The organism is Kitasatospora sp. NPDC051702, assembly GCF_040681575.1.
Lineage (GTDB): Bacteria > Actinomycetota > Actinomycetes > Streptomycetales > Streptomycetaceae > Kitasatospora.
This window is the reverse complement of record NZ_JBFAZB010000029.1, coordinates 23,074-44,094: the sequence shown is the minus strand read 5'-3', so window position 1 is coordinate 44,094 and position 21,021 is coordinate 23,074. Positions and strand designations below refer to the sequence as shown.

At 74.6% G+C, this 21,021-nt stretch carries 15 protein-coding genes and 2 tRNA genes; 9 read left to right on the top strand and 8 right to left on the bottom strand.

Annotation, left to right across the window (positions count from 1 at the left end; all coding sequences use genetic code 11):
* Positions 1-205: 205 nt before the first annotated feature.
* Positions 206-279 (bottom strand) — tRNA-Lys (locus AB0N04_RS23370).
* 196 nt (positions 280-475) lie between these two features.
* Here AB0N04_RS23370 and AB0N04_RS23365 point away from each other — a divergent pair.
* Together AB0N04_RS23365 and AB0N04_RS23360 are read left to right on the top strand one after the other, a co-directional pair.
* On the top strand, positions 476-1,273 hold the full coding sequence (locus AB0N04_RS23365) for a DUF998 domain-containing protein (protein WP_360209518.1): 798 nt from the start codon (positions 476-478) through the stop codon (positions 1,271-1,273).
* Positions 1,270-2,151 (top strand): alpha/beta hydrolase, encoded by an 882-nt coding sequence (locus AB0N04_RS23360; RefSeq protein ID WP_360209360.1) that lies wholly within the window; start codon positions 1,270-1,272, stop codon positions 2,149-2,151. Before AB0N04_RS23365 ends, AB0N04_RS23360 begins: the two co-directional genes overlap by 4 nt.
* A 90-nt stretch (positions 2,152-2,241) precedes the next feature.
* On the opposite strand, the gene AB0N04_RS23355 is transcribed toward AB0N04_RS23360, so the two are convergent.
* The 4 genes from AB0N04_RS23355 to AB0N04_RS23340 all read right to left on the bottom strand — a co-directional run bounded on the left by AB0N04_RS23355 (position 2,242) and on the right by AB0N04_RS23340 (position 6,472).
* Positions 2,242-2,315, bottom strand: a tRNA-Lys gene (locus tag AB0N04_RS23355).
* A gap of 98 nt (positions 2,316-2,413) precedes the next feature.
* On the bottom strand, positions 2,414-4,543 hold the full coding sequence (locus AB0N04_RS23350; protein WP_360209357.1) for an ABC transporter ATP-binding protein: 2,130 nt from the start codon (positions 4,541-4,543) through the stop codon (positions 2,414-2,416).
* Positions 4,540-5,466: an ABC transporter permease gene (locus AB0N04_RS23345; RefSeq protein ID WP_360209516.1), complete on the bottom strand. Its 927-nt coding sequence runs from the start codon at positions 5,464-5,466 to the stop codon at positions 4,540-4,542. The genes AB0N04_RS23350 and AB0N04_RS23345 overlap by 4 nt, the downstream gene beginning before the upstream one ends.
* Positions 5,467-5,491: 25 nt before the next feature.
* Positions 5,492-6,472: an ABC transporter permease gene (locus AB0N04_RS23340; RefSeq protein ID WP_360209354.1), complete on the bottom strand. Its 981-nt coding sequence runs from the start codon at positions 6,470-6,472 to the stop codon at positions 5,492-5,494.
* A gap of 325 nt (positions 6,473-6,797) precedes the next feature.
* On the opposite strand from AB0N04_RS23340, the gene AB0N04_RS23335 reads away from it, so the two are divergent.
* Positions 6,798-8,501 (top strand): ABC transporter family substrate-binding protein, encoded by a 1,704-nt coding sequence (locus AB0N04_RS23335; RefSeq protein ID WP_360209351.1) that lies wholly within the window; start codon positions 6,798-6,800, stop codon positions 8,499-8,501.
* 449 nt (positions 8,502-8,950) lie between these two features.
* The gene (locus AB0N04_RS23330) at positions 8,951-10,141 is read left to right on the top strand and encodes a low temperature requirement protein A (RefSeq protein ID WP_360209348.1); all 1,191 of its coding nucleotides are present in this window, start codon (positions 8,951-8,953) and stop codon (positions 10,139-10,141) included.
* Positions 10,142-10,228: 87 nt separating this feature from the next.
* Here the strand turns inward: AB0N04_RS23330 and AB0N04_RS23325 are convergent, their stop codons facing one another.
* The gene (locus AB0N04_RS23325; RefSeq protein ID WP_360209345.1) at positions 10,229-11,203 is read right to left on the bottom strand and encodes a LysR family transcriptional regulator; all 975 of its coding nucleotides are present in this window, start codon (positions 11,201-11,203) and stop codon (positions 10,229-10,231) included.
* Between the two features lie 245 nt (positions 11,204-11,448).
* Here AB0N04_RS23325 and snpA (AB0N04_RS23320) point away from each other — a divergent pair, with 245 nt between their 5' ends.
* The 4 genes from snpA (AB0N04_RS23320) to AB0N04_RS23305 all read left to right on the top strand — a co-directional run bounded on the left by snpA (AB0N04_RS23320) (position 11,449) and on the right by AB0N04_RS23305 (position 16,288).
* Positions 11,449-12,099, top strand: coding sequence for a snapalysin (gene snpA, locus AB0N04_RS23320; RefSeq protein WP_360209342.1), 651 nt, complete (start codon positions 11,449-11,451; stop codon positions 12,097-12,099).
* A gap of 343 nt (positions 12,100-12,442) precedes the next feature.
* Entirely contained in the window at positions 12,443-13,066 is a 624-nt protein-coding gene (snpA, locus tag AB0N04_RS23315; RefSeq protein ID WP_360209339.1) for a snapalysin, read from the top strand.
* 259 nt (positions 13,067-13,325) lie between these two features.
* Entirely contained in the window at positions 13,326-13,985 is a 660-nt protein-coding gene (locus AB0N04_RS23310; protein ID WP_360209337.1) for a pentapeptide repeat-containing protein, read from the top strand.
* A 221-nt stretch (positions 13,986-14,206) separates the two neighbouring features.
* On the top strand, positions 14,207-16,288 hold the full coding sequence (locus AB0N04_RS23305) for a phosphocholine-specific phospholipase C (protein WP_360209334.1): 2,082 nt from the start codon (positions 14,207-14,209) through the stop codon (positions 16,286-16,288).
* Positions 16,289-16,297: 9 nt separating this feature from the next.
* Here AB0N04_RS23305 and AB0N04_RS23300 read toward each other — a convergent pair whose 3' ends face one another.
* A complete protein-coding gene (locus AB0N04_RS23300; RefSeq protein WP_360209331.1) occupies positions 16,298-17,101 on the bottom strand; it encodes a phosphoribosyl-dephospho-CoA transferase MdcG domain-containing protein in 804 nt (267 codons plus the stop codon).
* A gap of 174 nt (positions 17,102-17,275) precedes the next feature.
* Here AB0N04_RS23300 and AB0N04_RS23295 point away from each other — a divergent pair, with 174 nt between their 5' ends.
* Positions 17,276-17,503: a hypothetical protein gene (locus tag AB0N04_RS23295; RefSeq protein ID WP_360209329.1), complete on the top strand. Its 228-nt coding sequence runs from the start codon at positions 17,276-17,278 to the stop codon at positions 17,501-17,503.
* Positions 17,504-17,548: 45 nt separating this feature from the next.
* Here the strand turns inward: AB0N04_RS23295 and AB0N04_RS23290 are convergent, their stop codons facing one another.
* Positions 17,549-20,803, bottom strand: coding sequence for a S41 family peptidase (locus AB0N04_RS23290; protein WP_360209327.1), 3,255 nt, complete (start codon positions 20,801-20,803; stop codon positions 17,549-17,551).
* Positions 20,804-21,021 lie beyond the last annotated feature (218 nt).

Here is a 21,021-nt window from a genome sequence, read left to right as displayed (position 1 = left end):
GGGCGGACGGACCGGCCTGCACAGACGGGGACATCGGCGGTTGGGGACCTTTGCCCCGATTCCGGTTTACTGCCCAGGACGAGCCGGGCGGGCCGGATGGCTCCGCCGGAACGGCAATCGAGACCGACATCACACGCAAAACGGACGTCGAGGGCCAAAAAATTGAGGAGCCCCTCGCTGTTGCGAGAGGCTCCCCAACTGTCTGTGCGCCGCCAGGGACTCGAACCCCGGACCCGCTGATTAAGAGTCAGCTGCTCTAACCAACTGAGCTAGCGGCGCCTGCTGACCTGGAAAACAATACACGGTTCCGGGGGGTGCTTCGAACCGGCCTCCGGGGGCCGCCAGGGCGCCCCGCCGGTGCCGCCGCCGAGGTGTCCGTTTCCGCCCGGTTGGGGTGCAGTTCGCCGCCGGTTAGGGTGGAACCGTGCCCAGCTCCCAGCCCGGACACCCGAACGCGCGGACGGCGACCGCCGCGCTGCTGCTGCTCAGTGCCGTGGCGTACACGGCCTGGGTGCTGGAGGTCGTGCTGAGCACCGGACTCGACCCGGTGCAGGCCTACATCAGCGAACTCGCGGCCGAGGACCAGCCGCTGGGCGGCCTGTTCCGGGCCACCGACCTGGTCGCCGGGCTCAGCGTGCTCGCCGCCGCCGTCACCGCGCTCGCCGGAGGCCGGGCCCGGCCCCGCGCTCCCCGCCCGGGGCGCCGACAGGCCCTGGTCGGCTGGTCCGCCCTGGCCCTGTTCGGTGCGGCGACGGCCGCCGACTCCCGGTTGCCGCTCAGCTGCGCCCCCACCAGCGACGAGATGTGCGCCGCCCGGGAGACCGCCGGGCTCGTCCCGGCGACCCACACCGCGCACGCCGTCACCAGCAGCCTGGCCATGCTCGGCGCGCTCACCGGAATGGCCGTGCTCACCCTCGCCGCCCGCCGGTACGGGTGGTGGCCGGCGGTGCGCAGGGCCGGGCCGTGGCTGCTCGGCGCCGAGCTGCTCGCCACCGGCTGGAGCCTCGCCGCGATCGCCGCCTTCGAGGCCGGTCGCGGCACCTGGGCGCTCGGGGCCGGGCAGCGGCTCCAGGTGCTGTTGGTCGCGTGCTGGCTGGCCGTGCTGGCCCGCGGCCTGGCCCGCCCGGACGGTGCGGCGGAGGACGCGAGGGTCGGGGCGACGGGCGACGTGACGGTCGGCGCGGCGGCGAACCGGGCACCCGGGGTGGCGGCGACCCCGGAGCCCGGCGCGGACCGGCGGGCCGGTCGGCCGGGGGGCCGGGGCCCGACATGACCGCACCCGCCGACCCCCGCACCCGGGCGCGCTTCCTGCGCGTGGACGGCGTCCCGCTGCACGTCCGCGTCGAGGGCGGCGGCCCGGTCTGCCTGCTCACCGGCGGCCTCGGCAGCAGCTGGTTCGACTGGGACCTCGTCGTGCCCTTCCTCACGCCGTACCGCACCGTCGTCCGCTTCGACCGTCCCGGTTACGGGCTGAGCGCTCCGGAGCCCGCCGCGGGGCGGCCCGTGCCGACGCTGGCCGGTGAGGCCGGGCGGATCCGCGCGGTGCTGGACGGGCTCGGGCTGGCCGGCCCCTGCACCGCCGTGGGCCACTCGCTGGCCGCCTTCCACGTCGAGGCGTTCGCCCGGGTGCACCCGGACCGGGCCGCCGGGCTGGTCCTGGTCGACGGCAGCGTCGAGCCGGCGGCCCGGCCGTACCCGGCCCCCGCCGCCCGCGACCTGGCGGCCAGGGCGCTCGCCGGGGCCGCCACCGCCGTGGCCGTGCCGTACCTGTTCGGTCCGGCCGCCCGCCGGGCGGTGGCCCGGCTCTGCACCGTCCGCCGCGAGGACCTCGCCCCGCCGCCGCTGGTCCGGCGCTGCTACCGCACGGGCCGGTCGCTGCGCGCCCTGCTCCGGGAGAACACGAGCTACCTCGACATGGCCGCCGAACTGGACGTGCTGCGCGCCGCCCGGCCGTTGCCCGAGGGGCTGCCGGTCACGGTGCTGGCCGCCGACGACGGGTGCCGGACCCGCCGGACGGAGGCCTGGCTGGCCGGGCAGCGGGAGCTGGCCGCGCTGCTCGGGGCCGACTACCGCCCCACCGCCCCCGCCGGACACCTGGTGATGTTCGACCGCCCGGACGCGGTGGCCTCGGCCGTCCTCGACACCGGCTGACGCCCCCGGGGGCGCCGGTGCCACCCGGGCACCCGGCCCGGAAACGCCTCAGGCCGCCCACCGGAGTGGACGGCCTGAGACCTTGCCATGTGCGCCGCCAGGGACTCGAACCCCGGACCCGCTGATTAAGAGTCAGCTGCTCTAACCAACTGAGCTAGCGGCGCCTGCTGACCTGGAGAACATTACACGGCGCCGGGCCGATCCGCCGAATCGCTTTCGAGTGGTCACCCACCGTGACGATCCGCCGGTCGGCCCGGCCGGCCTACGCCGCCGGGAAGTGGCACGCCGCCTGGTGGTCCGACGCCCCGGCCGCAGCCCCCGGCCGCTCCCCGAGGCCCGGCCCGTCCCCGAGGCCCGGCCGCTCCTGCTCGCACCGCGCCCGCTCGGCGGAGCCGGTGAGCCCGGCGTACACCGGGCAGCGGGTCCGGAAGGCGCAGCCCGTGCGGCGCTCGGTGGGGGAAGGAGGGTCCCCGGCGAGCAGGATGCGCTCCCGGGCGCGTTCGGCGGCCGGGTCGGGCAGCGGGACGGCGGAGAGCAGGGCCCGGGTGTAGGGGTGCCGGGGGCGTTCGAAGACGGCGGAGACCTCGCCCTGTTCGACGGTCCGTCCGAGGTACATGACGCTGACCCGGTCGGCGAGGTGCCGGATCACCGAGAGGTCGTGGGAGACGAACAGGTAGGAGAGGCCGAGCTCGGCCTTGAGCGACTGGAGGAGGTTGAGCACCCCGGCCTGGATGGAGACGTCCAGTGCGGAGACCGGTTCGTCCAGCACCAGGAGCTTCGGCCGGACGGCCAGGGCCCGGGCGATGGAGACGCGTTGGCGCTGCCCGCCGGAGAACTGGTGCGGGTAGCGGACGGCGTGCGCCGGGTCGAGGCCGACCTGGCGCAGCAGCTCGGGCACCCGGCGGGCGATCTCGCCGGCGGCGGCGTGCTGGGCGCGCAGCGGCTCGGCGACGATGTCGCCGATCGGCATCCGGGGGTCGAGGCTGGCCATCGGGTCCTGGAAGACGATCTGCAGTTCGGCGCGGAGCCGGTGGGCCTCGGCCCGGGTGAGCTCGGCCGTGTCGCGGCCGAGCACCTCGATCCGGCCGGTCTCCGGGGCGGCGAGGTTCAGCAGTTCGAACAGGGTGGTGGACTTTCCGGAGCCGGACTCGCCGACCAGGCCGAGGGTCTCGCCCTCCCGCAGGTCGAGGTCGACGCCGTCGACCGCGTAGACCTCGCCGACCCGGCGCTTGAACACCGTCCCCTTGAGGAGGGGAAAGGTCTTTCCGAGGCCGCTGACCGAGAGCACCGGGGCCCGCGAGCCGCGGTCCGCCGGGGCGGCGGCGGCCGGCGGCAGCGCCGGCACCGGGTAGACCTCGGCTGGTGCGGGCCGGCGCCCGGCCAGCTCCGCCGAGCGCACGCAGGCCGCCAGGTGCTCCCCGTCCCCGGCTCCGCTCCCGTCCCCGTTCCCGGCTCCGCCCCCGGTCAGCGGCGGCTCCGCCGTCGTGCAGCGCTCCTCGGCCATCGGGCAGCGGGCGGCGAACGGGCAGCCCGGCGGCAGGTCGGCCATCGGCGCGGGGGTGCCGGGGATCGGCACGAGGGCGCCGCCGCGCCCGTCCAGCCGGGGCACCGCACCGATCAGCCCGAGGGTGTAGGGGTGCTGAGGGGCCGTGAACAGTTCGTCCACCCCGGCCGACTCGACCACCCGGCCCGCGTACATCACCGCGACCCGGTCGGCCATGCCGGCGATCACCCCGAGGTCGTGGCTGACCAGGACCAGGGCCGCGCCGGTCTCCCGCCGCGCGGTGCGCAGCACGTCCAGCACCTGGGCCTGGATGGTGACGTCCAGGGCGGTGGTGGGTTCGTCGGCGAGCAGGACGTCGGGGTCGTTGGCGATCGCCATGGCGATCATGGCGCGCTGGCGCATGCCGCCGGAGAACTCGTGCGGGAAGCTGTCCAGGGCCCGTCCGGGGTCGGGGATCCCCACCAGCTCGAGGAGTTCGGCGGCCCGGCGGCGGGCGGCGGCCCGGTCGACCCGCTGGTGGATGCGGACCGCCTCGGCGATCTGGTCGCCGATCCGGTAGACCGGGGTGAAGGCGGACAGCGGGTCCTGGAAGACCATCGCGACCCGGCGGCCGCGGATCGCGGCGAGCTCCCGGCCGGGCAGTCCGACCAGCTCCCGCCCGTCCAGGCGCACCGAGCCGCGGAGTTCGGCGGTACCGGGCAGCAGGCCGAGCACGGACAGCGCGGTGACGGACTTGCCGGAGCCGGACTCGCCGACGATGCCGAGGGTCTCGCCGCGCCGCAGCGTGAGGTCCACCCCGCGGACGGCGGGGACCGGACCGTGCGGCCCGGCGAAGTCCACCCGGAGGTCCCGGACGGCGAGCAGGGGGGTGTCGACGGTGGTGGTCACGGGCGCTTCCTACGGGCGGAGCGGCGGCGGGGCGCGCTCCCGGCGGTGGGGTCGAGGGCGTCGCGCAGCCCGTCGCCGATCAGGTTGACGGCGAGGACGAACAGCACCAGCAGTCCGGCGGCGAAGTAGAACATCCAGGGGAAGACCGGGGCCTCGCTGGTGCCGGCGGCGAGCAGGGTGCCGAGCGAGACGTCCGGCGGTTTGACGCCGAACCCGAAGTAGGAGAGCGCGGTCTCGCTCATCACGGCGCCGCCGACGGCGATGGTCGCGTCGATGATGAGGAAGGAGGCGACGTTCGGCAGGACGTGCCGGGTGATGATCCGCAGCGGCCGGACGCCCATGAACCGTGCGGCGCGGACGAACTCGCGCTCGCGCAGGGAGATGGTCATCGAGCGGACCACCCGGGCGGTGATCATCCAGTTGAACAGGGCGAGCAGCAGCACGAAGGCGATCCAGCCGGCGCTGCGCAGCCGGGGCGAGACGACGGTGATGATCAGGAAGCTCGGGAAGACCAGCAGGAGGTCCACCAGGAACATCAGCACCCGGTCGGTCCAGCCGCCGAAGTAGCCGGCGCAGGCGCCGACCAGGGAGGCCAGCACGGTGGAGAACAGTGCCACCAGCAGGCCGATCACCAGGGACTTCTGCAGGCCCCGGACGGTCTGCGCGAACACGTCCTGGCCGATCCCGTTGGTGCCGAACCAGTGCTCGGCGGAGGGGGGTCGGTGCAGCGCGGTGAAGTCGGGGGTGGCGTAGTCCCAGGGCGTGAGGTACGGCCCGCCGAAGGCGAGCACGAACAGCAGCAGGACGACGACGGCTCCGGCGAGGGCTCCGCGGGCGGCGAGCAGCCGGGCGAGGACGAGCCGCCCGCGGCCGGCGGTCCGCGGCGCGGGGGTGGGGGCGGGCGCGGCCGGCTCCGCGGCGATGGTGGTCACGTCAGGTCACCTCCGGTCAGGACCGCACGCGCGGGTCGAGGGCGGCGTGCAGGGTGTCGGCGAGGAAGCCGGAGGCGAGGACGACCACGGCGGTGAACAGGTTGACCGCCACCACGGAGTTGACGTCCTGTTCGTTGATGGACTGGATCAGCCATTCGCCCATGCCGTGCCAGCCGAAGATGGTCTCGGTGAAGATCGCGCCGGTGAAGACGCCCAGGAAGCTGTAGGCGAACATCGTCGACATCGGGATCACGGCGGTCCGCAGCCCGTGCTTGAGCAGCGCCCGGCGCCGGGTGAGGCCCTTGGCCTCGGCGGTGCGCAGGTAGTCGGAGCCGAGCACGTCGAGCATGGTGCCGCGCTGGTAGCGGCTGTAGGTGGCGAGGCCGCCGAGGGCGAGCGAGACGGTGGGCAGCAGCAGGTGCAGCGCCCAGTCGGCGAGGTGGGCGCCGAGTCCGCCGGTCAGCCCGGGGGTCTCGTAGCCGGTGAACGGGACGACGTCGTGGCCGGCCGCGTCCTTGGCGGCGATGGCGCCGTTCTTGAGGAACAGGGCGACCAGGAAGACGGGGGTCGAGAGCAGGACGAAGGAGGTCACGGTGAGCAGCCGGTCGGAGAACCGGTACTGCCGGACGGCGCCCCACGCCCCGACGGCGACGCCGAGGAGCATGCCGAGCAGGCTGCCGACCAGCAGCAGGCGCAGCGAGACCCAGACCCGGCGACCGAAGTCGTCGGTGACCGGGGTGTCGTGGATGGTCCGGCCGAGGTCGCCCCGGAGCAGGCCGCCGGCCCAGTGGCCGAAGCGTTCGACGACCGGCGTGCGGTCGTTCAGGTTGAGCGCGGTGAGCTGGCGCTCCACCGACTCGGCGGCGGGGCGCGGGACCTTGGCGTCGAAGTAGGTGCGCGGTTGCAGGGCGGTCGCGGATATCGCGTACGCCAGGAACACGGCGGCGATCAGGAGCACGGCGTAGTAGCTCAGCCGCTTCGCCAGGTAGCGGAGCATCAGCGTCCGCCCGGGGTGGCGGGGGCGGGGCCGACGCGTCTGGTGGGCATCGGGTGGTGGCCTTCGGTCGGAGGCCCGGTCCGGGCCCTCTGGGAAACAGCAGGTCAGAGTCTTGCACCGGCGCACGGCCGGGGTGTTGCGGTGGTGTTGCCGCGTGTGACGTCTGGATCAGGTGTGCGTTCCTCCCCCTGGTGGCGGATCTGATCCGCTGTTACGTTCTGCTGGCCCGGTGCCGAATTGGCTGCCCACGCTCAAGCCCCGCCACACCTCGCGCGGCCCAACTCCCGCTCTGAAGAACTCAGAAGAACTCACCAGGGGGACTCCCATGGACGCTTCCACCACGGCCCGCCGACTCGGCCGGGCCACCGCCCTCGCGGCCGCCGTCGCGCTGGCGGTCACCGCGTGCACCTCGGGCGGGGGCGGGTCGGCCGACACCGTGGCCAAGAGCGAGCCGCCGAGACAGGACTCCCAGGACATCAACGCCAAGCCGCTGGACCAGGTGAAGGACGGCGGCGAGCTGCGCCTGCCGCTCTACCAGTGGATCAGCCAGTGGAACCCGTTCCAGGTGGACGGCACCTACGGCGACGCGGTCTCGATCATGCGCGCGCTGGAGCCGTCGCTGTTCAACACCGACCCCTCCGGCAGCTTCCTGCCGAACACCGACTACCTGTTGGAGGCCAAGGTCACCTCGACCTCGCCGCAGGTGATCACCTACAAGCTCAACCCCAAGGCCAAGTGGTCGGACGGGAAGCCGCTGAGCTACCTGGACTTCAAGGCGGACTGGCAGACCAGCAACGGCAAGGACCCGGCGTACAACATCTCCGACCCCTCCGGCTACGAGCAGATCTCCGCCGTCGAGCAGGGCGCGGACCCGTCCGAGGTGAAGGTGACCTTCTCGGAGCCGTACGCGGACTGGCAGAACCTGTTCCGCCCGCTGATCCCGGCGGCCGGCATCGCCACCCCGGACGACTTCAACAAGGGCTGGGTGGACAGGATCCCGATCACCGCCGGCGCGCTGAAGGTCGGATCGGCGGACAAGACCGCGCAGACCCTCACCCTCGTCCCGGACCCGGCCTGGTGGGGCACCCGGGCCAAGCTCGACCGGATCACCTTCCGGGTGATGTCCCAGTCGGCGACCACCCAGGCGTACCTCAACAACGAGATCGACCTCGCCACGGCCGGCACCGCGACCGCGTACGGGCAGCTCAAGGACGCCAAGGACACCGTGATCCGCAGCGCGAGCCCGTGGGACGAGGTGCACATATCCTTCGGCGGCGGCGGCGCGCTGGCCGACCAGAAGGTCCGCCAGGCGCTCGGCAAGGCGCTCGACCGGTCCGCGTTGATCAAGATCGCCAACAACGGGGTGCCGGTGGAGTTCAAGCCGCTCGGCAACCACATCCTCATGCCCAACCAGGCCGGCTACCAGGACAACTCCGGCGAGTGGGCCAGGTTCGACCTCGCCGCGGCCAGGAAGCTGCTGGACGAGGCCGGCTGGAAGGACGCCGGCGGCGGTCAGCCGCGCACCCGGGACGGCAAGCCGCTGGAGCTGCACTGGGTGGTCAACGACGCCACCCCGCAGGCCCAGATCGACCTGGCCACCGCGGCGGCGGCGATGTGGCAGGCGGCCGGCGTCAAGGTCGACCTGGACAAGGTGCCGTCCAACGACTTCTTCACCAAGTACGTGAACCCGGGCAAGTTCGAGATCGCGAGCTGGCGCAACACCGACTCCTTCCCGCTCTCCAAGAGCCTGCCCAACTTCCGCCTGCCGGTGGGCGACAACACCTTCAACAACCCGTCCCGGCTGGGCAGTCAGGAGATCGACGACCTGCTGAAGAAGGCGGCCGGGACGGTCGACGCGGCGGAGGCCGCGAAGCTGTACAACCAGGCGGACGCGAAGATCTGGGAGCTCGGCCACACCGTCGAGCTCTACCAGCGGCCGGTGGTGCTGGCGACGCGCAAGGGCCTCGCCAACTACGGCGCCTTCGGGCTCGCGGGGGAGGACTACGCCAAGGTCGGCTGGGAGAAGTAGCCCCCGTCGCGGGTGCGGCGGCACCGGCCGCACGGCAGGCGCTGGCGAGCAGCGCGGTGATCACGAGGCCGGTGGTGCGGACACGGCTGGGTCGGCTGCGCCGCCCCCGCTGTCCTGCCACCGGCCTTGACCTTCCGCGTTGCCCGCAGGCCGCCCGTGTCGTGGGGCCCCGCAGGGCCCGCGCTCTTCCAACCGGGGACGAATCTAGCCGGATGGTCCGGCGGGTCGCGCGCGCAGCGCGCGGGCGCGCCCGGAAACCCGTCGCGCTGTCACCCGGTTCGCGCACCCGGACGTCAACTACGGCTGACGGCAAGGAAAAAAGGGGCGAACCGGCACATCGTGCCCGGGTGTACGAACGGCCGGACCCGTCGCGCCGGTGCGTGCGCCGGGCCCGGGCCGCTGCCAGGATGCGCGGGAGAGCCCGCCCCTCCCACCCCGGAGCAGCACCGATGGCCAGCGATTCCGCCGCAGCCCCCCACCCGCGTCCCGCCGATCCGCGCCCGGTGCGCCGGATGGTCCCGCGCGACCGCAACGAGCCGCACCGGGTCGCCACCCCGCTGGAGCTCTTCTTCGACCTCTGCTTCGTGGTCGCGGTCGGGCAGGCCGGGCGCGAGCTCGCCCACGACCTGGCGGCCGGCCACTACGGCGAGGGCCTGCGCGGATACGTCCTCGCCTTCTTCGCGATCTGGTGGGCCTGGATGAACTTCACCTGGTTCGCCTCCGCGTACGACTGCGACGACGTGCCGTACCGGATCACCACGCTGGTGCAGATCGCCGGCGTGCTGATCCTCGCGGCCGGGGTGCCGCGCCTGTTCGCCACCCAGGACCTGACGCTGGCGGTCACCGGGTACGTGGTGATGCGCCTGGCGATGGTCACCCAGTGGCTGCGCGCGGCGGCCAGCGAGCAGGGCGAGGCGAGGCGGGTCGCACTGCGGTACGCGCTGGGGATCACGCTGTGCCAGATCGCCTGGGTGGTGCTGCTCTTCCTGCCGGACGCCGCCCGGCCGTACGTCATCCCGATCGGCGTGCTGGCCGAACTGGCCGTGCCGGTGGTGGCCGAGCTGCGGATGCAGACCACCTGGCACCCGCACCACATCGCCGAGCGGTACGGGCTGTTCACCCTGATCGTGCTCGGCGAGACGGTGGCGGCGGCGACCATCGCGGTGCAGTCGGCGGTGGACGAGCACGAGGGGCTGGGCCGGCTGCTGCCGGTGGCGGCCGGCGGCCTGCTGATCTGCTTCTCCGCCTGGTGGATCTACTTCGCCCGGTCGGTGCACGAGCACCTGCGCTCCAACCGGCAGGCCTTCGCCTGGGGCTACGGCCACTACCTGGTGTTCGGCGCGGCCGCCGCGATCGGCACCGGGCTGGAGGTGGCGGTGGAGTCGGCCGTGCACAAGGCGGAGATCTCGGCGACGGCGGCCACCGCGACCGTCACCGTGCCCACCGCGCTCTACCTGTTCACCGTCTGGCTGCTGCACTCCCGGCACACCAAAGCCGGTCTGGCGCAGGCGCTCGCCCCGGCGGGGGCGGTGCTGGTGCTGGCCTGCACCGCGCTCGGCGGCTCCGGGGTGCTCGCGGCGGGCCTGGTCTGCGCGCTGACCGTGGCGGTCGGGGTGGTGCTGCACACTCGCGAGGGCTGACCGCGCCGCCGGGAGGCCGGCCGCACCGGGCCGGGCCGGGGCGGGACCGGCCGGGTCGGGCGCTCTGGCGGGACCCGGCCGGTCCGGTCAGGCGCACTCCAGCAGGACCGGCTCGTGCCGGGCCAGCCAGTCCAGGTACGCCGGGTTGACCCTGGCCAGGTCCAGGTAGGCGGCGCGCAGTTCGTCGTACAGCGTGTCCAGGGCGGGCGGGCTGAGCGAGCGCGCCCGCCAGGTGAACAGCAGCCGGACGGCCAGCGGGTCCCCGTGCACGGGGCGCACCACGGTGCCCGGCCCGGGGGCGGAGGTCGGCTGGCACGGCCGGACGGCCTCGCCGGAGGCGACCAGTTCGGCGGCGGTCGCGTTGTCCCGGACCTGGACGACCCGGGGGTTGAGCCCGGCCTCGCTGAACACCCGGCGCATCGCCGCGTACTCGTGGTCGGCGGTCGGGTCGACCATCCAGGTGTCCTCGGCGAGGTCGGCGAGGTGGACGACCGTCCGGGCGGCGGCCGGGTGGCCGGTGGCGAGCGCGACGAACTGCGGCTCCCGGGCCATCAGCACCCGGTGCTCGGCGTCCGGCGGCACCCGCAGCGGGAAGCCCTCGCTCTCGTTCACGAAGGCCACGTCCAGCTGGTCGGCGGCGACCAGCCGCAGCAGCGCGCTGGCGGAGACGTCGACGTGGATGGTGGTGTCGGTCTCCGGAAGCCGTTCGTGGACCCGGCGCAGCCAGGCGGCGACCGCCCGGCTGCCCACGCTGCCGATGCGCAGCCGCCGCTGCCGACCGGGCCCGGCCGCGTCGCGGGCCTCCTGGCGGGCGGCGGCGACCAGGGCGGCCATCTCGGCGATCACCGGCCGGGCCCGGGACAGCACCGAGTGGCCGAGCGCGGTGGGCCGGCTGCCGGTCTGCTCGCGGGTGAACAGGGCACCGCCGACGGCCCGTTCGATGCGGTGCAGCTGGGTGGTGAGGGAGGGCTGGGTCATGCCGAGTTGGAGCGCGGCCTTGCGGAGGCTGCCGGCGTCGGCGACCGCGCACAGCACCCGGAGGTGTCTCACGTCGAGCTCCACCCGGGGAGCATAGACGTCGACGGCCTTTCTCGCCAAGGACATGACAGAGGGTCAAGCGGCGGGGACCGCCGGTATGCGGCCGCGCTATCGCCGGTTGACATCATCCGCGCCGGGCGCGGACGGGTCGAAGCTCGGGTGCAGCGAATCCGCCCCGGCCTCCGGTCGGGGCGCCCCACCGTCCGCCGCCGCCGCGTCCGGCCCCCACCGGTCCGGCGGTCGGCGCACCGCGAATCCGGAGCCCCCACATGAATCGATCCGTGCTGTCCGCCGCCCTCGGCCTGGTCCTCGCCGCGGGCCTCGCCGGCCTGCCCGCCACCGCCGTCGCCGCACCCGCCACCGCCCCGCCCGCCGCGGCCGTCCAGGGCTACACCGCCCCGGCGTACGCCGGTTCGGCCGCCGAGGCCGCGGACAACCAGGCGTTCTTCCGGGCCGTGACGGCCTCCGTCCGGGCCAAGCGAGCCGCGAACCCGTGGCTGCAGACCGTCACCGTCACCTACGACACCGCCAACGCGCCCTCCTTCACCGGCCAGATAGCCCAGGCCGCGCAGATCTGGAACAGCTCGGTGCGCAACGTCCAGCTCCAGGAGACCGGCGGTGGCGGCGACTTCTCCTACTACGAGGGCAGCGACAGCCGTGGCTCCTACGCCAGCACCGACGGCCACGGCCACGGCTACGTCTTCCTCGACTACCAGCAGAACCAGGAGTACGACTCGCTCCGCGTCACCGCGCACGAGACCGGTCACGTGCTCGGCCTGCCCGACGACTACTCGGGCCCGTGCAGCGAGTTGATGTCCGGCGGCGGCCCCGGCCCGTCCTGCACCAATCCCTACCCCGACGGCAACGAGCGCGGCCAGGTCGACGCCCTCTGGGCGAACGGTGTCGCGCCCGCGAACTGACCGGCACCGCCGGCGAACACGCGCCCCGGCAGCCGAGTCGGCGCCGGCCTCGGGAGCAGCGGGCCGCCCGGCCGGAATCGGGCGGCCCGCCGCTTCGGTTACTTCCCCGCGCCGAGCCTAGCCCCCGGCGGAACCGAAAGCCAGGGGCACGCGCGGGTCAAGGCGAGGAAAAGGACGTTCCAAATCCCGCCGCCCGAAGGGGTATTGGGTCGGGCTATCACCGGTTGACATCATCCGCCCGCCCGCCGGGCTGCCCGAAGCTCTGGGACATCACCCGCTGACCAGGTGTCCCCCCAAGCCGGCCCCCAACCCGGCCGGACACCACCGGAATCGGAGCCCCCACATGAAGCGATCCGTGCTGTCCGCCACCCTGGGCCTCGCCCTCGCCGCCGGCCTCGCCGTGCTGCCCACCACCGCCGCGGCCGCCGCCACCCCCGCCGCGGCCGTCCAGGGCTACACCGCCTCGACGTACGCCGGCTCGGCCGCCGAGACCGCGGACAACCAGGCGTTCTTCCAGGCCGTGATGGCCTCCGCCAAGGCCAAGCAGGCCGCCAACCCGAACCTGGCCACCGTGGTCGTCACCTACGACGCCAGCTCGGCGCCGAGCTTCCGCAACCAGATCTCCCAGGCCGCACAGATCTGGAACAGCTCGGTCAGCAACGTCCAGCTGCGCTCCGGCTCGGCCGCCGACTTCCGCTACTACGAGGGCAACGACAGCCGCGGCTCCTACGCCAGCACCGACGGCCACGGGCGCGGCTACATCTTCCTCGACTACCAGCAGAACCGGCAGTACAACTCGGTGCGGGTGACCGCGCACGAGACCGGGCACGTGCTCGGCCTGCCGGACCACTACTCGGGCCCGTGCAGCGAGCTGATGTCCGGTGGCGGCCCCGGCACCTCCTGCACCAACCCCTACCCGAACAGCACCGAGCGCAGCCGCGTCAACTCCCTCTGGGCGCGAGGCTGATCCCCCGGTGACCGCCCCGGCCCGGCCGCCGTCCGCAGCGGCCGGGCCGGGGCGCCCGCGCGTCACGGCCCGTCTCCTGCCCGTCTCCTGCCCGGCGTCGCGGCCCCGCGCGTCGCCCGGGCCGGGCGCCCGGCGTGCTCCGGGGCGTTGTCGGTGCCGCGTGCGAGCATGCGGACGAGATCCGTCCGACCGCCGCGACGGCTCCGGCCGGCGCCGACCGCTCCGGTCGTCCGTGCCGCCCGACCGTGAGGTGCCCGCCATGCCGCGCTCCGTCCCCGACCAGCTCGCCGACCTGCCCTACGCGGAGCTGCTCAGCCCGCACACGGGGGCGCTGCGCAGCGACGAGCACTACGACACCGTGCACTTCGACGGTGGCGAGCACACCGACGAGTCGGCCGCCGGGGCGGCCTTCCTGGAGTGCGCCTTCACCGGGGTCGCGCTCAGCGGGGTCAAGCTGCGCCAGGCCCGGTTCAACGAGGTCTGGGTGCAGGCCGGCCGCTGGGTGGCCTGCGACCTGAGCGACTCCGAGTGGCAGGACACCGCCGTCCTGGGCGGGGTGCTCGCCGGGGTGGCCGCGCACGGCTCGGCGCTGCGCCGGGTGGTGTTCCGGGGCTGCAAGCTGGAGGCGGTCAACCTGCGGGCCGCTGTCCTGCGGGACGTCGTCTTCGAGGACTGCCTGCTGCGCGACGTGGACTTCGGCGGGGCCAGGCTGACGGAGGTCTCCTTCCCCGGCTCGACGCTGGAGGAGGTCCGGCTGCGCGGCGCCACCCTGAGCGGGGCCGACCTGCGCGACGCCGCCCGGCTCGGCCTGGCGGACGGCCACGAGGGTCTGCGCGGGGCGGTCATCAGTTCCACCCAGCTGCTGGAGCTGGCGCCGCAGTTCGCCCACGCCCTGGGGATCACGGTGCGGGACCGCTGACCCCGGCCCCGCCGTCCCTCCGGCCCCGGCCCCCGCCGTCCCTCCCCGGGGTTTCCGCCGCCCGTTCAGCCCGCCGTCGTTCGGTGACGGCCGGACGAACAGTCCACCAACCCTGCCGCGGGCATCTGGTGGGCCGCTCGGGCCGCGGTGGAAGATGCTGCGCGATCGATGAGCCCCGACTTGTGTACACAACATCGCCAGCGAAGGGACGGGCCGGACTGATGGCCGAGCTGAGTCGTAGGAAGTTCGTCACGCTGTCCGGAGCCGCGGCGGCGGGCCTCGCCGTGGCCGGCAGCGGGGCGGCGGGGGCCGCCCCGAGCACCGCGGGAACCACCGCCACCACCGCCACCGCCGGCCTCCGGCAGAGCGGCACCATCGCCGACGCGCAGCACGTGGTGATCCTGATGCAGGAGAACCGCAGCTTCGACCACTACTTCGGCACCCTGCGTGGCGTGCGCGGCTTCGCCGACCGCAGCGCCATCCAGATCTCCGGCGGCTACAGCGTCTTCAACCAGCCCAACGGGCTCGGCCGCCAGTACCCGTGGCAGTTCAGCCAGACCAAGCCGGCCGGCGGGGCCGACCCCGAGCGCCTCGCCCAGTGCAACGGCGACCTCGCGCACGGCTGGAGCGACCAGCACAAGGCCTGGAACGGCGGCAAGCTCGACTCCTGGGTCGCCGCCAAGGGCAACGTCCGCACCCTCGGGTTCCTCACCCGCCAGGACATCCCGTTCCACTACGCGCTGGCCGAGAACTGGACCATCTGCGACGCGTACCACTGCTCGGTGCTGAGCGCGACCGGCCCCAACCGCACCTACCACTGGTCGGGCCAGATCGACCCGGCCGGCGCCGCCGGCGGTCCGGCCTACGACGGCGGCGACGAGAAGGGCCTGCGCTGGCAGACCTACGCCGAGGCGCTGGAGAACGCCGGCGTGAGCTGGAAGGTCTACCAGAACGCCGCCGACAACTACGGCGACAACGCCCTGGCCTACTTCACCCAGTTCGCGAACGCCCCGGCCGGCAGCCCGCTGGCCGTCAAGGGCATGGGCTCGGTGCCCAAGGTCACCGGCCGTACCCCGGACGACATCGTCGCCGCGATCAGGGCCGACGTGCTCAACGGCACTCTGCCGCAGGTCTCCTGGATCGTCCCGGACCAGGCCTCCTCCGAGCACCCCTACGCCACCCCGGCCGACGGCGCGCACTTCGTCCACAACGTGGTCGACGCGCTGAACGCGAACCCGGACGTCTTCAACTCCACCGTCCTGTTCGTCAACTACGACGAGAACGACGGCTTCTTCGACCACGTCCCGCCGCCGGTCGCCCCGGCCGGCACGCCCGGCGAGTTCTACAGCGGCACCAACATCGGCCTCGGCTTCCGCGTCCCGCTGATCGCGGTCTCGCCGTGGACCCGCGGCGGCTGGGTCAACTCCGAGACCTTCGACCACACCTCGGTGCTGCGCTTCCTGGAGGCCTGGACCACCGCCCTCGGCACCCCGGCCACCTGTCCGAACATCAGCGACTGGCGCCGCCGCGTCTGCGGCGACCTCACCAGCGCCTTCGACTTCGCCAACCCGGTCTACGGCCTGCCCGCGCTGCCGGACACCTCGCAGACCATCGGCCTGTCCGCCTGCGGCCCGCTGCCCAACCCGGCGCCGGTGAACAACCAGCTGCCGCTCCAGGAGTCCGGCACCCGGCAGGCCCGCGCCCTGCCGTACCAGCCGAACGCCAACCTGGACCACCTGGAGTTCGGCTCCGGCGGGGTGATGAAGGTCTGGATCGCGATGGCCAACCAGGGCGCGGCCGCCACCAAGTCCGCGCACTTCGCGGCCTACGCCAACGCCTACCGCAGCGGCGGCCCCTGGCAGTACACCGTCGACCCGGGCGGCAGCACCAGCGACTTCTTCAACTGCGGCACCGGCTTCGGCGGCGGCCCGTACGACCTCACGGTGGTCGGCCCCAACCGCTTCCTGCGCCGCTTCAAGGGCGACGCCACGAAGGCGGGCAAGAACGCGGCCGTCACCGCCTCGTACGCGGTCGAGCCGGGCACCGGCAAGCTGGCGCTCTACTTCCGGCTCGCCAACTCCGGCAGCACCCCGCTCACCTTCACCATCGCGTCGAACAACTACCGCACCGACGGCCCCTGGACGTACCAGGTGCCGGCCGGCGGCAGCGTGAGCGACTACTTCAACGCGGTGGCCTACGGCAACGGCTGGTACGACTTCACCGTCACGGTGGACGCGGACGCCACCTGGTCGCAGCGGTTCACCGGGCACCTGGAGACCGGCGCGCCCAGCGTCAGCGGCTGACCGCGCCCCTCAGTACAGCGGGCCCCGGGGGAACCACGGATCGTGGACCTCCCGGGGCCCGTAGGGCGTCAGCAGGGTGAGCGCCTGCGGCCCCGCCGCGTACTCCGCCAGCAGCACCGCGCCGTAGCGGGTCTCCAGTTCGGCCTGCACCGGCACCGGCAGCTTGCTCAGCGCGCGCCGCAGCTGGAGCGCGTCCCGCCGGCTGACCGGGTGCGGGGCCCGCAGCACCAGCCGCAGCGGGCTCAGCGGCCCGGCGACCGGCACCCCGCTGCCCAGCTCGTAGCCGACCGCGCCGATCGGGCCCCAGGCCAGCCGGTGGTCGGCGACCAGCCGGTCGACCTCCGGCAGCAGCGCCAGCGCCGGGACGTCGGCGAGCCGTCCGGGGGCCAGCCGGGCCCGCCGGGCCACCAGCTGCTCCGGCCGCAGGGTCCGGGCGACGGCCGCCCAGGGCGCCAGCGCGTCCAGGCGCTGACCGGGCCGCGCGCCGCGCACCGTCACCGGGATCCACTGGTCGGGCGCCGGGGCGTCGTCCCGGGCGCAGCGCTGCGGGCCCGGCGCGGTCGGCGCCGCGAGCAGCACGGGCGCCCGCCCGACGGTGACCCACGGGTGCGCGCGCAGCACCGCCCGGGCCCAGGGCGGCAGTGCGCCGCCGGCGAGCGGCCGCAGCGAGCCCGGGCACTGCATCAGCAGCAGGTCGTGCGGTCCGGGCAGCCGTCCGTCCAGTGCGGCCAGCGGGCCGACCCGGCGGCGCGGTCCGTCGTGCAGGTCCTCGGCGGGGCGCCGGGTGGGGCGTTCGGGGTGGGCGACGGTCACAGCGGGCTCCAGACGGTGGACGTCAGATCGGCCGACGGCTCCACCCTGCGCCCGCCGCGGGCCGCCCCGCTACGGCCCTTGGACGCGTCCGACCGGGACCAAGGACTCAAGGTGCGGCGGTCCGGCACCGGTGTGAGAGTGGGGGCAGCCCGGTATCCGTCCGGAGGAGGAGTCATGGGCATCTTCGACAGGTTCCGCCACAAGACGCACGACACCGCCGGGCAGGACGCCACCGAGCGCGCCGCCCTGGCCCACGACGAGGCCGCCGACGCGTACAGCGACGAGGTCGAGCGGGCGCGGGGGACCCGCGAGTCGGAGCGGCTCTCCGCGCAGTCCGCGCAGGAGGAGGCCGACCGGCGCGCCGCCGAGAACATGACGGCCGAGGGCGACCCCTGGGACTGACCGGGCCGTGACCCCCGCGCCCCCCGGGTCCCGCGCCCGGGGGGATCAGCGCGTGCGCGGCGGCAGCGGCGGGCGCCGCAGGTCCGGCCGGGGCGTGGACTCCGGCGGGGGCGCCGCCGCGGGCAGGTCCTCCAGCAGATCCAGGGCGAGCTGGACGGCGGCGACCAGTTCGGGGTGGCGCCCGCGGGCCCAGTCCTGCGGGGTGCGCAGCACGTGCACGTCCGGTTCGACGCCGCGGTTCTCGATCGACCAGCCGAGGCCGCCGCCGAACCAGGAGGCGTTCTTCGGCACCGAGATCTGGGTGCCGTCGCCGAGGGTGTGCCGCCCGGTCATCCCGACCACCCCGCCCCAGGTCCGGTTGCCGATCACCGGGCCGAGGCCGAGCAGCTTGATCGCGGCGATGACCACGTCGCCGTCCGAGCTGGTCGCCTCGTCGGCGAGGGCCACCATCGGGCCGCGCAGCGCGTCCCGGGGCCAGCGGACCGGTTGGCGGTCCCGGCTGAAGTCCCAGGCGAGGACGTGCCGGGTGAGCTTCTCCAGCACCAGTTCGGAGACGTTGCCGCCGGCGTTGCCGCGCACGTCCAGCACCAGGGCGGGCTTGTCCAGCTCGCGGCGCAGGTCGCGGTTGAACTGGGCCCAGCCGGAGCCTCCGAGGTCCGGGATGTGCAGGTAGCCGCACCGGCCGTCGCTGAACTCCCGGACCAGGGAACGGCGTCTGGCCACCCAGTCCTGGTAGCGGATGGCCCGCTCGTCGGTCAGCGGGGTGACGGTGATCCGCCGCACCGGCCCGTCCGGGGCGCTGCGCAGCGCCAGCTCCACGGTGGTCCCGCCGGTGCCGGCCAGCAGCGGCAGCGGTCCGCGGACCGGGTCGACCGGGCGGCCGCCGACGGTCAGCAGCTCGTCGCCGTCCCGCACGCCCTGGGCGGCCAGCGGGGCCCGGGCGCGCGGGTCGGAGGACTCGCCGGGCAGCACCCGGCTGACCAGCCAGCGCCCGTCGGGGGAGCGGTGCGCGTTGGCGCCGAGCAGGCCGAGCGGCTGCTGGGCGAGCGAGGGCCCCTCGCCCCGCCGGGACGGCGTGACGTAGGCGTGCGAGGTGCCGAGCTCGCCGAGGAGTTCGCGCAGCAGGTCGGCGAAGTCGTCCGGGGAGCAGATCCGCTCCAGCAGCGGCTCGTACTGGGCGACCAGCGCCGGCCAGTCCAGGCCGGACATCCGCTCGTCCCAGAACTGGTCCCGGACGATCCGGGCCGCCTCGTGGTAGGCCTGGTGCCACTCGGCGGCCGGGTGCACGGTGTGGGTGATCCGGCGCAGGTCGACGGTGGTGCCGGCGGAGGGGGCCCCGACCGGGACGATCCGCAGGGATCCCGCCGAGTACACCGCGACCGAGCCGCCGTCTCCGGAGACCGCGTAGCCGTCCAGCTTGTCGACCAGGGTGCTCCGGGTGCCGCGGGCCAGGTCGAAGTACTCCAGGGAGGGGCGCCCCGAGGTGTCGTCGGGGCTGGCGAAGGTCTGGCCGAGGGTGCCGGAGATCGGCCAGCGCAGCCAGACCAGGCCGCCGCGCACCGCGTCGGTGGCCGAGTACTTGGAGGCGATCACCGGGAACTGCACCAGCCGTTCGCCGATGCCCTGCGGCTCGACCCGGACGGTGCCGTCGCCGCCGCCGTCCCCGCGCGGGGCGCCGTCCCCGGCGGGGGCGGCGAACGGGGACGGCGTGTCGGCAGTGAGCGGCACGAGGTAGGGGCGGCAGCCCACCGGGAAGGAGAGGTCGCCGGTGTGCACGTCGTGCACCGGGTCGAAGCCGCGCCAGGACAGGAAGGCCAGGTAGCGGCCGTCCCGGGTGAACACCGGCTGCTCGTCCTCGAACCGGCCGTCGGTGACCTCGGTGATCGGCGCGGGGGCGTCGGTCCGGGTGAGCCGGATCCGGCGCAGCGAGCGCCCGGCCACCGGTTGGGACCAGGCGAGCCAGAGCGAGTCGGGGGAGAACCGGGCGCTGGAGACCGGCCCGTAGCCGGACGCGGCGATCTCGCGGACGGCCCCGTCCGCGGCGGAGACCAGCAGCAGCCGCCCGTCCGAGGAGGTGGCCGCCAGGTGCGTGCCGTCGGGGGAGGCGGTGAGTTCCAGGACCCGCCCCAGCCGGCCGGCGGCGAGCACCCGGTGCCGGTGCCGGCCGCCGCCGTCGTGCCCCGGGTCCGGGGTCGCCGGGTCGCCGTGCCCGGGAGCGCCCTCGTGGCCGGGCAGCGGCACCACCTCGACGGCGTCGGCGCCCTCGGCGTCGGTGATCCAGGCGGCCTCGCCGGTGTGCCCGAGCATGACCGGCAGCCGGGTCCGCACGCCCGGGGTGTCGGCGAGGGCGCGGGCCGGGCCGTCCTTGTGGGTGAGCCAGTACTGGCTGCCGCGGACGGTGATCACCCCGGCCCGGCCGCTCTGGTCGCAGGCCAGGTCCTTGACCTGGGAGGCGGCGCTGACCTGGTACGGGCGGCGGCCGGCGCGGGCGCCGCCGAGCGGGACGGCCAGCCGGCGGGGGGCGGGGGCGTCCAGGCCGTCCAGCAGCCAGAGGTCGCCGGCGTGCTGGTAGACGATCCTGGTGCCGTCGGTGGCAGCCTCGCGGGCGTAGTAGGAGGCGTGGTCGGTGTGCCGGCGCAGGTCGGTGCCGTCGGGGCGGCAGGAGTAGAGGTTGCCGATGCCCTCGTGGTCGGAGAGGAAGGCGATCCGGTCGCCGACGGGCATCGGTGAGGCGAGGTGGCCGGGGTGGCCGGCCAGGACCTGCTCGCCGTCGACCCAGAGCCGGCCGGTGGCCCCGCCGCGGTAGCGCTTCCAGGCGGCGGGTTCGTGCGGGGCGGCGCCGGTGAGCAGGACGGTGCGCCGGCGGCTCATCTGGGCGTCGCCGACCGGGCCCCAGGGCATCCGGCGGCCGGGGGAGCCGTCGGGCGGCAGGGCGTGCGCCCAGGTGTAGTGGCCGAACGGTTCGTGGTACGAGGTGACGGCCAGGACCTCGCCGTCGGGCAGCCAGCCGCGCACCCGGGTGTCCTGGCTGCCCCAGTAGCTGAGCCGGCGGGCGCCGCCGCCCTCGACGGGGGCGGTCCACACCTCGGGGGTGAGGCTGAGCCAGCTGGTCCAGGCGAGGGAGCGGCCGTCGGGGGAGAGGCGGGGGTGGCTGACCCGGGTGCGGTCGCAGCCGATCCGCCAGGCCCGGCCGGTGCCGCCGGCGCCGTCCAGCGGGGCGACCCACACGTCGTCCTCGGCGGTGAAGGCGAGCAGGTCGCCGTGCAGGTGCGGGTAGCGGAGGTAGCCGGGCGGGGTCACCCCTCCATCCTTCGACGGGGTGTCACACCCGGCAACCGGGGCGGATCCCCCGCCGGCGCCCCCGCCGGCCCCCGGCGCCCCGCAACCGGTCTGGACCATTGACACCGAAGCGTCGGATCCACTTCAGTGGTCTAGTCCAACTAGGGTGCCAGGCCGGGCCGTTCCCCCCACTGGCGCGTGCTCCGGCGTGCCCTCGGACGTCCCCCACGACCGTGTCA